The organism is Pseudomonas sp. LARHCG127 (genome assembly GCF_052871455.1).
Genome location: NZ_JBIXJT010000001.1, coordinates 149,315 through 162,046, shown reverse-complemented (window position 1 = coordinate 162,046; position 12,732 = coordinate 149,315). Strand labels below are relative to the sequence as shown.

The following is a 12,732-nucleotide window of genomic DNA, read 5'->3' as shown; positions in this document are numbered from 1 at the left end:
GTGAAGAAAAATCTTAATATCCGCATGGTCATTTTTATCGCCATAGCTCTCTCCTCAATGTTCGTCGGCGTAGCAGTAGCCGGTTATAATAATTTCCAGAGAGCCGCTACCTACCTAGCGATTACAAGTAGTTTTGCAATGTTCATAGTCCTGCTTGACATCAGACAAGACCGAGTCCTAAAAGGTTTTTTATTGATTGCCACAGGGGTGATATACCAACTCGTATACCCCAGATTTTTCTACGTATTTGTAGACAAAGCGTCGATGCCAGGCGACCTTATTGATCATTTTGAGATCTACAGCCAAGTCATATTACTAGCCTGTGCCGGGGCAGGCGGCAGTATTATCGCAGTCTATGCAGATAAAACCTCAAGCGATTACGAGCCAGCCGCAGCAATCCCGCCCCTAAACGAGCTAAGCGTGATAGAGAAAAATGTCATTGAGAATACCAGGCACATAGAACAACTAACAAAGTCAACCAGCCAATTGAATAAAAAGCTAGACGTCCTATTAATTACAACTGTCTTAGCGATCACGGCTACTGGTATTTTTATACTTCTATACTTTCTAAAGTAACTGATTCAAGAGCGGCAGAATCCGTATAGTTATTCCACCTACCACTTCGTGGCCTGTATAGAGCACTACTACAAGCTACGGTAGATGAAGTGGTACGCGCGTGGCGCCACCATCGGCGCCATGAACGACTTAGCCACCCTCGCCCGCCTGATCGAAAACCTCATCCGCTTCGGCACCATCGCTGCCGTCCAGATGCAGCCCCCACGTGTGCAGGTCAAAACCGGAACCCTGACCACTGCCTGGCTGCCGTGGATCGCCCTGCGGGCCGGCGCCGACCGGGAGTGGAACCCGCCGACCGTCAGCGAACAGGTTCTGCTGTTCAGCCCCTCGGGCCAGCTCGGCAACGGCGTCGCCTTGACCGGGCTTTTCAGTGACCAGATCCCCGCCAACGGCGAGCGTGAAGGCCTGCACCGCGTCACCTACCGCGACGGAACGGTGATCGAGTACGACAGCGTCGCTCACCACCTCAACGCCACGCTTACTGATGGCGGCACCACCAACCTGGTCAGCACCGGCGGCATCAACATCGTCGGCGACATCACCCACCAGGGCAATTACACCCAGACCGGCGACCAGAATGTCACCGGTGAGGTCACCGTCTCGGTAGATGTGGTGGCCGCCGGCATAAGCCTGGTGAGGCACCTGCACGGCGGCGTAATGCCTGGCAGCGGCAAGACGGGGAAACCGGAATGAATCGACACACCGGCGCCGCCATCAGCACCGTGGAAAGCATCGCCCAATCCATGAGCGACGTCCTTAGCACGCGCATCGGAACCCGGGTCATGCGCCGCGAATACGGCAGCCTGTTGCCCGAGCTGGTGGACCACCCTTTCAACGACATCACCCGCTTGCAGGTGTACGCGGCCACCGTCATGGCGCTGATGCGCTGGGAGCCGCGTATCAGCCTGAGCCGAGTGCAGTTCCAGGGCGCCACGCTGCAAGGTCAATCCTCGTTGGATATCGAGGGCAGCATCGTCGATAGCAACGAGCCGCTGAGCCTGAGCGTGCCTCTGAACCTGGGGGGTAGCGCATGAACTCATTCGTCGCGATTGACCTGGGCCAGCTCCCCGCGCCCGAGGTCGTTGAGCAGGTCGATTACGAGCAGATCCTCGCCGAGCGCAAGGCCTACGCCATCGGCCTCTGGCCGGTCGAGGAACAAGCCGAGATCGCTGCACGGCTTGAGCTGGAATCTGAGCCCCTGACCAAGCTGCTCCAGGAGAGCGCCTACCGAGAGACGGTGTGGCGCCAGCGCGTCAATGAGGCGTCCGTCGCCAACATGCTGGCCCTGGCAAAGGGCAGCGATCTGGAGAATCTGGCCGGAAACTTCAACGTCAAGCGCCTGGTCATCCAGGCCGCCAAACCCTCAGCCGTTCCGCCGGTCCCGTTGCTGATGGAAAGCGACGACAGCCTGCGGGAGCGGGCTCAAATGGCGTGGGAGGGATTGAGCACCGCCGGCCCGCGTAACAGCTACATCTTTCATGCGCGCTCTGCTGACGGCCAGGTTGCCGACGCCACTGCCGAGAGTCCTGCCCCGGCCGAGGCGGTGGTGACGGTGCAGTCGATCCTGGGTGACGGCACCGCCTCGCCCGCGCTGCTGGCAAAGGTCAATGCCTACCTCAACGACGACGACCGCCGCCCTGTCGCGGATCGGCTCACCGTGCAAAGCGCCCAAGTCATCAACTACCAGGTCAAGGCCAAGCTGTTTCTCTCGACGTCCGGCCCTGAGAGCGAGTTGATTCTCGCGGCGGCCAATGCGCAGTTGCTGGCTTTTGTGCACCAACGGCGCCGCCTGGGCTTGGAGGTTTCGGAATCGATTATCCACGCCTCGCTGCACGTCGAGGGTGTGCGCAAGGTCGTACTGGAGAACTGGGCGGACATCGTTGCCGCGAAGTATCAGGCCCCATACTGCACGGCCGTCGATTTGGCGTTGGGGGTTGAATGATGGCAGACGCGCCCCTTCTCCCCAGCAATTCGACGCCGTTGGAGCGCCAAGCGGCGCAGGCGCTGGCCCAGATCCAGCGTGTGCCGATTCCATTGCGCACGCTGTACAGCCCCGACCTTTGCCCACTGCCCCTTTTGCCCTACCTGGCCTGGGCCTTCTCCGTGGATCGCTGGGACAGCAAGTGGACCGAAGCGGCCAAGCGCGCCGCCATCCGTAGCGCGTACTACATCCATTCGCGTAAGGGCACCATCGGCTCACTGCGCCGCGTCGTTGAACCGCTCGGCTATCTGATTGAAATCATCGAATGGTGGCAGACCGTTCCGGTCGGCCCTCGCGCCACCTTCAGGCTCAAGGTCGGCGTGCTCGACACCGGTATCACCGAGGAGATGTACCAGGAACTCACCTGGCTGATCGACGATGCCAAGCCCCTGACACGCCACCTCACCGGGCTCGCCATCAGCCTGGAGACCACCGGATCAGTTCATATCGGCGCCTGCATTACCGAAGGCGACGAGATTGATATCTACCCACCCACCCAGCGAGACATCGAAGTCACGGGCTACATCCACCAGGGCGGCCGTGAACACCAGATCGACACCATGGACATCTACCCATGACAGACCAAAACAGCCAGTTTTTCGCCATCCTCACCGCCATCGGCAAGGCCAAGCAGGCCAACGCGGACGCCCTGGGCATTCCCTGGACATTCGCGCAGATGGGTGTGGGCGATGCCAACGGCACGGAGCCAATGCCCAACGAGCAGCAGACACAGTTGATCAACGAGCGCCGACGTGCCCCGCTGAATCAGCTCAAGGTTGACCCAGCCAACCCAAACATCATCATTGCCGAACAGGTCATCCCCGAGAACGTCGGCGGCTGGTGGATTCGTGAGGTGGGGCTGTACGACGCCGCTGGTGACCTAGTGGCTGTGGCTAACTGCGCGCCAAGCTTCAAGCCGTTATTGACCCAGGGCTCAGGCCGCACACAAGTCGTGCGGATGAACCTGATCGTCAGCAACACGGCGAATGTCGAATTGAAGATTGATCCCTCAGTTGTTTTGGCGACACGTCAGTACGTTGATTCCAAGATTCTTGAGGAACTGTACAAGCTCGACAGCAAGCAATCGGTGCGCGTAGCCACCACGACGAGCATCGCATTGACCGGGTTGCAGGTCGTTGATGGCGTGACGTTGGTTGCTGGGGATCGGATTTTGGTGAAGAACCAGGCGGCCGCCAAGGACAATGGCATCTACGTTGTTGGCGCAGCAGCATGGCAGCGTGCGCCGGATGCAGACAGCAGTGCTGAAGTCACCTCGGCGATGATTCTGTCGGTCGAGCAAGGCGCTACGCTGGCCGACACTCGCTGGCAGTTGGTAACGGATGGGGCGATTTTCCTTGGAACCACATCGCTGACCTTTCAGAACATTACCCAGGGGTTTGCAACCATCAACTCCCCGGCGTTGGTGAACCCAACGGCAAACACGCCGCCTCAGTTTGATAATACGAAGGCGCTGGTCACTTCCGAGTTTGTAAAGAGGATGGGGCTCGAATACGGGGATTACACCAACTACGCGGCGACGGCAACGCTAACCGCCTCTGACATTGGCAAGGTGGCTGCGTTTGCTGGCGCTGGGGCAATGTTCGCCACTCTCCCAACAGGCGGGACAATTCCGCGAGGGGCGGTGGTCAAGATCCTGTGCGGCATGGGAACGGTAACGGTAAAGGCCGCCGCAGGCGATTCGATCGATGCCGTTAACTTCGTCGGCAACATCTCCATGGCTCAAGGCGATACCGCTGAGTTTGTTCGTATCGGCTCGCTGTGGCGGTTGATTGGCGGCAGCGTCTCGCTGGAGTATTCAGCGTACTTTTCTACGGCAGTAAAACGGCAGGCAAATCCGCTCGATGTTACAGCCGGCGCCCTTATGCCGGTCGGTGCATTCGGGGCCGGTCGCGGCATTCTGAGCACCGAAGTCGACATGAATAATTACCTGGTCCCGGGTAACTATCTGACCCCTCTTGCCGGCTTGCTAAACATCCCACCCGGCTGGTCCTCGTCGGTCCGTTATAGCCTCGTCGTTGAAGGCTATATGAGTAACAACTACCTGGTGCAACGAATCACTGGCGGCTTATCGAGCGGTCAGACGCCGATTCTTGCCATGCGTGTCATGCAGAACGCGGGGGAGTGGTCGCCGTGGCAGTTTAGTTCTACGAATGAGCACGCGCCTTTTCGGGGTACCCAGGTATTCAAGAACGCAGGTGTTTTCACCTGGACGGTGCCTGTTGGCGTGAAAAAGGCTTGGGTTACCGTTATCGGGGGTGGTGGCGGCGGCGGTCGCGCAGGCGTCTCCGGGGCAGGATCAGGTGGCGGTGGTGGCGGTGGCTTGGCACAAAAGCTAGTTGATCTCTCAAGCGTGACCAGTGTCACGGTGACCGTTGGTTCTGGTGGCGCTGGCTCTACCGTAGAAGGGGGTGTTGGCGAAACCGGTGCAACGTCTTCTTTTGGGGCATTTCTATCTGCTACTGGCGGGGCCGGGGGCTTTGGAAACGCCTCGTCTGGTTACGCAAATGGCCCAGGGAGTGGTGGGCTCGGCACTGGGGGGGACGTCAACACATCACTTGGGGTTGGACATCCCAGTTATGGGCCATACGGTGGTTCAGGTGGTGGCCCCGGTAGTCGATCCACGCAAGGGCAGGTCGCAGGTAATTCCGGTGTTGGGCCTGGCGGTGGCGGGTCAGGTGCGTTCTACGGGTACAACGGTGGTGCGGGTGCTGCCGGCAACGTAATCATTCAGTGGTGATCAGCATGTGGGCACGAATCGAAAACGGGACGGTAGTCGAAACTACCGACATTGATCCAATCGAGCGCTTCCACCCGGATTTATTCTGGCAAGCCTGTCCCACGGAGACCCGGCCTGGCTGGACGTTAGAGGAGGAGGAATTTCTACCTCCGCCGACCATTCCTGCCTCCGATCTAGCCGATGCTGAGCGGGTATGGCGCGACAATGAACTGCAATCTACCGAGTGGCTGGTTACCCGCCATCGTGATGAACAGGCGTTGGAGCGTCCCCCCACGCTGACATCTGAGCAATACTCCGAACTACTCATCTATCGCCAGGCACTTCGAGACTGGCCTCAGACGGGGGACTTCCCAGACGTAGAGTTTCGACCCATCGCTCCGTCATGGATAGCGGAGCAGATTCAATAACGCTACTCCTTTTCTTCCTGTAACCCCCTCCCCTACAAGCCTCCGCGCTCGCCCAACCGGCGCGCGCGCGGCAGCCTGTGCACTGTCATCCCAATCACTGCGCAGGCAAACCCATGGCCGATTATCTTCACGGCGTGCGGGTCATCGAACTCAACGACGGCACCCGCCCCATTCGCACCATCCCCACCGCTGTTATCGGCATGGTCTGCACGGCCGACGACGCTGATGCCACCGTCTTCCCATTCGACACACCGGTACTGCTGACCAACGTACAAACCGCCATCGGCAAGGCCGGCACTACCGGCACCCTGGCGAAGAGCCTTCAGGCCATCGCCGACCAGACCAAGCCCTACACCATCGTCGTGAGGGTGAAGGAAGGCGAAACCGAAGCGGAAACCACCAGCGCCCTGATCGGCACCACCACGGCCGAGGGCAAATACACCGGCATGAAAGCCCTGCTCGCCGCCAAGGCCCGCGTTGGCATGGTGCCGCGAATACTGGGCGTGCCAGGCCTCGACAGCCTGCCGGTGGCCACCGCCTTGGTCACCATCGCGCAGCAGTTGCGCGGCTTTGCTTACGTTAGCGCCTGGGGCTGCAAAACCAAGGAAGAGGTGGTCGCCTACCGTGACAACTTCGGCGCTCGCGAAGCCATGGTCATCTGGCCGGAATTCCAGAACTGGAGCACCGTTACCAACGCGACCGTCACCGCCTCGGCCGTGGCCCGGGCTTTGGGCCTGCGCGCCAAGATCGATCAGGACGTGGGCTGGCACAAAACGCTGTCCAACGTCACGGTCAACGGCGTCACCGGCATCAGCGCCGACGTGTTCTGGGATCTGCAAAACCCCGCCACGGACGCCAACTACCTCAACAGCAACGAGGTCACCACACTCATCAATGAAGGCGGCTTTCGTTTCTGGGGCAGCCGCACCACCAGTGAAGACCCGTTGTTCGCCTTCGAGAACTACACCCGCACCGCGCAGATCCTTGCCGACACCATGGCCGAGGCGCACATGTGGGCAGTGGACAAGCCCATGCATGCCTCTCTGGTGCGCGACATCATCGAAGGGGTCAATGCCAAGTTCCGCGAGATGGTCGCGGCGGGCTACCTGATCGGCGGCCAGTGCTGGTACCCGGAGGACGCCAACGACAAGGACACGCTCAAGTCCGGCAAGCTGTTCCTGGATTACGACTACACGCCGGTTCCACCGCTGGAAGACCTCACGTTGCGGCAGCGCATCACTGACCGCTACCTGATCGACTTCGCCAGCAAGATCAACAGCTAAACCGGGCCTCCCCGCAAGGGGAGCTGACCCTGTGCCTGAGCAACGGAGAACCCCGCCATGGCCATGCCCCGCAAACTCAAAAACCTCAACCTGTTCAACGACGCCAACAGCTACCTCGGTGTGGTCAAGTCGGTCACCCTGCCCCCGCTCGGCCGCAAGATGGAAGCCTATCGCGGCGGTGGCATGAATGGCCCGGTCAAGGCTGATCTCGGCTTCTCGGATGACGGCATCCAGTTCGAATGGAAGACCGGCGGCCTGGATCTGATCGCCCTCAAACAGTTCGGCGCCGTCAACGCCTCGGGCGTCGCGTTGCGCTTCACAGGCTCGTTCCAGCAGGACGACACCGAGGAAGTCAGCGCCGTGGAGGTCGTGATGCGCGGCCGGCACGAGACCATCGAAATGGGTGACGCTCAGCCGGGCGAAGACACCGAGCACAGCATCACCACCACCTGCACCTACTACAAGTTGATCGTCGATAACGAGGAAATCATCGAGATCGACTTGCTCAACTTTATCGAGAACGTTAACGGCGTGGACATGCTGGAAAAGCAGCGCCAAGCCCTCGGTATCTGACCCACACTGCCCCATCGGGGGCGGTTAATTTCACAAGATGGAGCCCTAAATGAAACCTGAAGACACCCTCGAAGCGCTGCCGCCGGTTGACGACAACACCGTCACCCTGGACACCCCGATCACCCGTGGCAAGACCGTCATCGACAGCATCACCTTGCGCAAACCGCAATCCGGCGAGCTGCGCGGTGTGCAACTGGTGGACCTGCTGAACATGGACGTGGCCACCCTCATAAAAATCCTGCCGCGCATCAGCGCACCCGGTATCACCGCGCCCGAAGTCGCCAGCATGGACCCGGCCGACCTGCTCGCCTGTGGCAGCAAGATCTCCGGTTTTTTGTTGCAGAAGTCGGTGAAGACGGACGCGTCCCTCGTTGCGTAGAAGACGCCATGGCCGACCTGGCCGTGGTTTTCCATTGGGCACCGGCTGACATGGACCAGCTGGGCCTGCAAGAACTGATGGAGTGGCGCGAACGCGCCCGGGTGCGGAGTTCCACCGATGGCGAATGACTTAAAACTTCAGGTATTGCTCAACGCCATCGACAAGGCGAGCGGCCCCCTGAAGGCCATCAACAACGGCAGCATCGGTGCCGCCCGCGCCCTCAAGGAAGCCCGCGACCGTCTCAAGGAACTCAACACCCAACAGAAGGACGTCAGCGCCTGGCGCACCCAGCGCGCTGCTGCCGAACAAACCGAGCAAGCCCTCGTCGCCGCCCGCGATAAAGTACGGGCGCTGTCCCAGCAGTTCGCTGCCACCGGTGCGCCGACCAAGGCGATGACCAAGGACTTTCGGGCAGCCGTTCGCGAAGCGCAGAAGCTCAAGGAACAACATCAACAACAGGGCGAACAGCTCCAGGCCCTGCGCAGCAAACTGCAAGGCGCCGGCATCAGCACCAAGAACCTCAGCAGTCACGAACGCCAGCTGCGCGAGCAAATCAGCGCTACCAACGCCAGCATCAGCGAACAGGGCAAACGCCTGGTCGCGTTGAATGCTCAGCAAAAGCGCCTCGCCATCGAGCGTGCCAAGCTGGAGAAAACCCAGAACCTCGCCGGCAACATGGCTATGAATGGCGCCGCCGGCCTGGGTGTGGGATATGCAGCGAGTCGGCCGGTGGCTAAGGCCATCGGTGCCTTTGCACCAAACGAAGACTCGGCCACGCAACTCAAGGTTTCGATGATGGACGACACCGGCAAGGTGTCTGAAGACTTCCAGAAAATCACCGATCTGGCGACCAAGCTGGGCGACCGCCTACCTGGTACTACGGCCGACTTTCAGGAAATGATGACCATGCTGCGGCGCCAAGGCCTCAGCGCAAAGAGCATCCTCGGCGGCACCGGCGAAGCGGCTGCGTATTTGGGTGTTCAGTTGCAGATGCCTGTAACCGCCGCGGCTGAATTTGCCGCGAAGATGCAGGACGCCACCCGAACATCCGAAAAAGACATGATGGGGCTGATGGACATCATCCAGCGTGGGTTCTACTCCGGTGTAGACCCGACCAACATGCTCCAGGGTTTCAGCAAGATCGCGCCGGTCATGGACACCATCAAGAAATCGGGCATCGACGCTGCTGCCGAGCTGGCCCCGCTGCTGATCATGATGGACCAGGCCGGCATGGAAGGCGGCGCGGCCGGTAACGCTTACCGGAAAATATTCCAGGCTGGCCTGGACAAGGACGGGATCAAGGACGTCAACAAGATCATGGAGCTGGAAGGCAAAAACATCCGCTTCAAGTTCACCGATGACAAAGGCAACTTCGCCGGTTTGGAGAACCTGTTCGCCCAGGTCGAAAAACTGAAGTCACTGAACGACGAGGACCGCACGTCGACCATCAAACTGCTATTCGGCGACGACTCCGAAACCATGACCACCTTGAACACCATGATGAACAAGGGGCTCGACGGTTACCGGGAGGTTCAGCAGAAGCTGCAAAACCAGGCCGACCTGCGCAAGCGCGTCAACGAACAACTCGGTACCCTCACCAATGTCATGGAGGCCGCTCAAGGCAGTTGGACCAATGCCATGGCCGAGTTTGGCGCCGCCGTGGCACCTGAGCTGAAAGAGTTGATCCAGACCTTGGGAGAGGTTGCCAACAACGTCGGCGCCTGGGCTCGCGAGAACCCCAAGCTGGCGGGCGGCCTGGTCAAGGTCGTAGCGGCTGTGGCCGGTATGGCCTTCGTGTTTGGTGGCCTGGCATTGACGATGGCGAGCCTACTCGGCCCATTCGCCATGGTGCGGTACGGCATGGGTATGTTTGGCATTCGCCTGGGCATTGTTAAAGCCCAACTGATCGGTACGCGCACCGCAGCAGCAGGCGCCGGTGCCAATATTGGCAGGCTCGGGAAAGTCTGGCGGTCCCTGGTAGCCACTCGCTCGGCCGGAGGCTTGCTCAGCGCGCTACCGGCTTACGTCAGCAGCGCCCGCCTGGCTGCCGCCAGCGTGCTGCCGATGCTCGGCGGCGCGATCAGTGCGGTCGGTACCGCCATCATGGCTACGCCCATCGGCTGGCTGCTGGCGGCCATTGCTGCCCTGGTTGCTGCTGGCGTGCTGGTCTACAAATATTGGAACCCGATCAAGGGCTTCTTCCTCGGATTCTGGCAAGGCCTGGTCGGGGCCTTGCAACCGGTACTCGATAGTTTCGCCGGGCTCGGCCAATCGCTGCTGAACCTGGGCCAGGCCGTCATGACGCTGCCAGGTGTCGGCGCGGCCATGGAGCTTCTGGGCAACATCGCACGCCCGCTGTTCAGTCTGATATCAGATGGCGTCAGCAGCCTGATCACCTGGTTCGGCCAGCTACTTGCGCCCGTCGAAGACATCGGTGGTGCCGCTCAGTCAATGGGCGAACGCTTCGGTGCCGTCATCGGCAATATGCTGAGCCTTTTGTTAGGCCTGCCTGCACAGTTCGCTGAACTGGGTACGCAGATGATTCAAGGCCTGGCAAATGGCATCACCAACAGCCTGACCGTAGCCAAGGAGGCCATCACCGGGGCAGGCGATGCGGTGATTGGTTGGTTCAAGGAAAAGCTCGACATCCACAGCCCCTCCCGTGTGTTCGCAGAGCTGGGCGGCTTCACCATGGCCGGCCTGGCCCAGGGGCTTGAGGGCAGTCAAAACGGGCCACTGAGCGCCATGACCAGCCTGAGTAAACAACTCACGGCAGCCGGCACACTGGCCCTCGGTGCAACCGCCATGCCGCTGGCCGCCATGCCGTTGCCGCAATTTCCGGTCGGGGCTGCCGCTGCCTCTTCGTTGTCGATCGATGATCGGGCGCCCATCAGCCCTGCCCCGGCGCCGGTTCATGACAGCCACGACACCTACGAAATCAACATCCACACCACGCCAGGCATGGACTCCCAGGCGATCAGCCGCGCCGTGCGGGCCGAGCTGGCGCGCATCGCCAGCGAAAAGGCCGCCCGCCAGCGCAGCAAACTGTCAGATCTGGAGTAATCCCCATGATGCTTGCCTTGGGCATGTTCGTGTTCAGCCTGTCCACCGCCGCTTACCAAGAGCTGCAACGCCAAACCGAATGGCGCCATGCGAGCAACAGCCGCGTCGGCGCCGCTCCGGCTCGGCAGTTTGTCGGGCGCGGCGACGACACCATCACCCTGCCCGGCGTCATCCTGCCGGAACTGGCCGGCAGCGCCTTGAGCCTCGACGCCCTGCGCCTGATGGCAAACACCGGCAGGGCGTGGCCGATGGTTGAAGGCAGCGGCCGTATCTACGGCCTGTGGATTATCGATGGACTGAGCGAAACCAAAACGCTGTTCTTCCGTGACGGCACGCCTCGGCGTATTGAATTCACGATCAACCTCAAGCGCATCGATGACGACCGGATCGATCTGCTCGGCGCCGGTACCAGCGCAGGTGTGAACATCCTGAGGGCACTGCTGTGATTGATGCAGCCCTGTCCAAGGTGACCGGCTACGTCGAAAGCCTGGTCGAGCGCTACCGCCGCGATGCGGCCTACCCGGTACCGACGTTTCGTATCACCGTCGATGGCAACGACATCGCCCAGTTGATCAGCCCACGGCTGATGAGTCTGGAGCTGACCGACAATCGCGGGATCGAGGCCGACCAGCTCAGCATCACCCTCAGCGACCACGACGGGCTGCTGGCGATCCCGCCCAAAGGCGCGACCATCCGACTGTGGCTGGGTTGGAGCGACACAGGCCTGGTGGACAAAGGCACCTACACGGTCGATGAAACCGAACACAGCGGCGCGCCGGATGTTTTGAGCATCCGCGCCCGCTCGGCGGACCTTCGCAAAGGCCTGAAGACCAAGCGCGAGCGTAGCTGGAGCAACACCACCCTCGGCGACGTCCTGGGCGATATCGCCTTGGGCAACGGCCTCACCGCCACCATTGCCGGCGCCCTGGACGGATTGCCCATCCTTCAGCTGGACCAGGCCAACGAATCCGACGCCAACCTGATCAGCCGCGTCGGGGAAGAGTTCGACGCGGTGGTCACCGTCAAGGCCGGCTGCCTGCTATGCCTGCCGGCGGGCGGCGGCAAGACAGCCACCGGCGCCGAGCTGCCGCATATCACCCTCACTCGCGCCGACGGCGACCAACACCGCTACCTGCAAGCCGACCGCGACAGCTACGACGGTGTGCGCGCCTATTTCTACGACGTGAACAGTGCGAAGAAACAGGAGGCCATCGCCGGTGGTGGTGAAAACCTCAAAGACCTACGCCACACCTTCAGCGACCGCCAGTCCGCCCTGCGCGCTGCCCGGGCGGAATTCAACCGCCTGCAACGTGGTAGCGCGACGCTCAGCTACACCCTCGCCCGGGGTCGGTCTGACCTCATTCCCGAACTGACCTACACGCTCCAGGGCGTGAAGCCGGAAATTGACGAGATCATCTGGTACGGCGGTAACGTGCAGCACACCCTCAGCCCGGACAATGGATACACCGTCAGCCTGGAGCTGGAGAGCAAGCTGCCCGAGGATACGGTGGAGGGGTTGGCGGAGGAAAACAAAGGGGATTACACAGGGATCATCGCGTACTACCGCGACAAGAAAACAGGGAAGGAAAAGACTGTGACGGCTGGGGATCAGAGCAAGCCGAAGCGGTTGCGGTGGTTGTATGCCAGCGAGCGGACCGCTAAACGTGCCGTAGACCGAGAATGGAAAAAACTGTCAGCAACAATCTAACAAA

At 60.8% G+C, this 12,732-nt stretch carries 14 protein-coding genes; all 14 read left to right on the top strand.

Annotated features, from left to right (window positions below; all coding sequences use genetic code 11):
* The 14 genes from ACIPQ1_RS00700 (at position 1) to ACIPQ1_RS00635 (ending at position 12,728) form a co-directional block, all read left to right on the top strand.
* Positions 1–576 carry a hypothetical protein gene (locus ACIPQ1_RS00700; protein WP_446533381.1) on the top strand — a complete coding sequence of 192 codons (576 nt, stop codon included), beginning with the start codon at positions 1–3 and terminating at the stop codon, positions 574–576.
* A gap of 120 nt (positions 577–696) precedes the next feature.
* Positions 697–1,269, top strand: coding sequence for a phage baseplate assembly protein V (locus ACIPQ1_RS00695; RefSeq protein WP_446533601.1), 573 nt, complete (start codon positions 697–699; stop codon positions 1,267–1,269).
* Positions 1,266–1,610 (top strand): GPW/gp25 family protein, encoded by a 345-nt coding sequence (locus ACIPQ1_RS00690; RefSeq protein ID WP_446533380.1) that lies wholly within the window; start codon positions 1,266–1,268, stop codon positions 1,608–1,610. The genes ACIPQ1_RS00695 and ACIPQ1_RS00690 overlap by 4 nt, the downstream gene beginning before the upstream one ends.
* Positions 1,607–2,518, top strand: coding sequence for a baseplate J/gp47 family protein (locus ACIPQ1_RS00685; protein WP_446533379.1), 912 nt, complete (start codon positions 1,607–1,609; stop codon positions 2,516–2,518). Before ACIPQ1_RS00690 ends, ACIPQ1_RS00685 begins: the two co-directional genes overlap by 4 nt.
* Complete coding sequence (locus tag ACIPQ1_RS00680; protein WP_027912645.1) at positions 2,518–3,135, top strand: phage tail protein I; 618 nt, start codon at positions 2,518–2,520, stop codon at positions 3,133–3,135. The genes ACIPQ1_RS00685 and ACIPQ1_RS00680 overlap by 1 nt, the downstream gene beginning before the upstream one ends.
* Complete coding sequence (locus tag ACIPQ1_RS00675) at positions 3,132–5,315, top strand: phage tail-collar fiber domain-containing protein (protein WP_446533378.1); 2,184 nt, start codon at positions 3,132–3,134, stop codon at positions 5,313–5,315. The genes ACIPQ1_RS00680 and ACIPQ1_RS00675 overlap by 4 nt, the downstream gene beginning before the upstream one ends.
* Positions 5,316–5,320: 5 nt before the next feature.
* Entirely contained in the window at positions 5,321–5,722 is a 402-nt protein-coding gene (locus ACIPQ1_RS00670) for a phage tail assembly chaperone (RefSeq protein ID WP_446533377.1), read from the top strand.
* Positions 5,723–5,835: 113 nt separating this feature from the next.
* Positions 5,836–7,005: a phage tail sheath protein gene (locus tag ACIPQ1_RS00665; protein ID WP_446533376.1), complete on the top strand. Its 1,170-nt coding sequence runs from the start codon at positions 5,836–5,838 to the stop codon at positions 7,003–7,005.
* A gap of 57 nt (positions 7,006–7,062) precedes the next feature.
* Positions 7,063–7,578 (top strand): phage major tail tube protein, encoded by a 516-nt coding sequence (locus ACIPQ1_RS00660; protein WP_095962940.1) that lies wholly within the window; start codon positions 7,063–7,065, stop codon positions 7,576–7,578.
* A gap of 49 nt (positions 7,579–7,627) precedes the next feature.
* Positions 7,628–7,957, top strand: a complete 330-nt coding sequence (locus ACIPQ1_RS00655; protein ID WP_145132726.1) for a phage tail assembly protein — start codon at positions 7,628–7,630, stop codon at positions 7,955–7,957.
* 8 nt (positions 7,958–7,965) lie between these two features.
* Positions 7,966–8,085, top strand: coding sequence for a GpE family phage tail protein (locus tag ACIPQ1_RS00650; RefSeq protein ID WP_003183333.1), 120 nt, complete (start codon positions 7,966–7,968; stop codon positions 8,083–8,085).
* Positions 8,075–11,020, top strand: a complete 2,946-nt coding sequence (locus tag ACIPQ1_RS00645) for a phage tail tape measure protein (protein WP_446533375.1) — start codon at positions 8,075–8,077, stop codon at positions 11,018–11,020. Before ACIPQ1_RS00650 ends, ACIPQ1_RS00645 begins: the two co-directional genes overlap by 11 nt.
* A gap of 5 nt (positions 11,021–11,025) precedes the next feature.
* Entirely contained in the window at positions 11,026–11,466 is a 441-nt protein-coding gene (locus tag ACIPQ1_RS00640; protein WP_145132730.1) for a phage tail protein, read from the top strand.
* Positions 11,463–12,728 carry a phage late control D family protein gene (locus tag ACIPQ1_RS00635; protein WP_446533374.1) on the top strand — a complete coding sequence of 422 codons (1,266 nt, stop codon included), beginning with the start codon at positions 11,463–11,465 and terminating at the stop codon, positions 12,726–12,728. The genes ACIPQ1_RS00640 and ACIPQ1_RS00635 overlap by 4 nt, the downstream gene beginning before the upstream one ends.
* Positions 12,729–12,732: the final 4 nt, after the last annotated feature.

Bases quoted from the DNA above. Each gene is read 5' to 3' on its own strand.
- ACIPQ1_RS00695 (WP_446533601.1), top strand. From the start codon at position 697: ATGAACGACTTAGCCACCCTCGCCCGCCTGATCGAAAACCTCATCCGC.
- ACIPQ1_RS00640 (WP_145132730.1), top strand. From the start codon at position 11,026: ATGATGCTTGCCTTGGGCATGTTCGTGTTCAGCCTGTCCACCGCCGCT.
- ACIPQ1_RS00645 (WP_446533375.1), top strand. From the start codon at position 8,075: ATGGCGAATGACTTAAAACTTCAGGTATTGCTCAACGCCATCGACAAG.
- ACIPQ1_RS00665 (WP_446533376.1), top strand. From the start codon at position 5,836: ATGGCCGATTATCTTCACGGCGTGCGGGTCATCGAACTCAACGACGGC.
- ACIPQ1_RS00650 (WP_003183333.1), top strand. From the start codon at position 7,966: ATGGCCGACCTGGCCGTGGTTTTCCATTGGGCACCGGCTGACATGGAC.
- ACIPQ1_RS00685 (WP_446533379.1), top strand. From the start codon at position 1,607: ATGAACTCATTCGTCGCGATTGACCTGGGCCAGCTCCCCGCGCCCGAG.
- ACIPQ1_RS00655 (WP_145132726.1), top strand. From the start codon at position 7,628: ATGAAACCTGAAGACACCCTCGAAGCGCTGCCGCCGGTTGACGACAAC.
- ACIPQ1_RS00690 (WP_446533380.1), top strand. From the start codon at position 1,266: ATGAATCGACACACCGGCGCCGCCATCAGCACCGTGGAAAGCATCGCC.
- ACIPQ1_RS00675 (WP_446533378.1), top strand. From the start codon at position 3,132: ATGACAGACCAAAACAGCCAGTTTTTCGCCATCCTCACCGCCATCGGC.
- ACIPQ1_RS00680 (WP_027912645.1), top strand. From the start codon at position 2,518: ATGGCAGACGCGCCCCTTCTCCCCAGCAATTCGACGCCGTTGGAGCGC.
- ACIPQ1_RS00660 (WP_095962940.1), top strand. From the start codon at position 7,063: ATGGCCATGCCCCGCAAACTCAAAAACCTCAACCTGTTCAACGACGCC.
- ACIPQ1_RS00670 (WP_446533377.1), top strand. From the start codon at position 5,321: ATGTGGGCACGAATCGAAAACGGGACGGTAGTCGAAACTACCGACATT.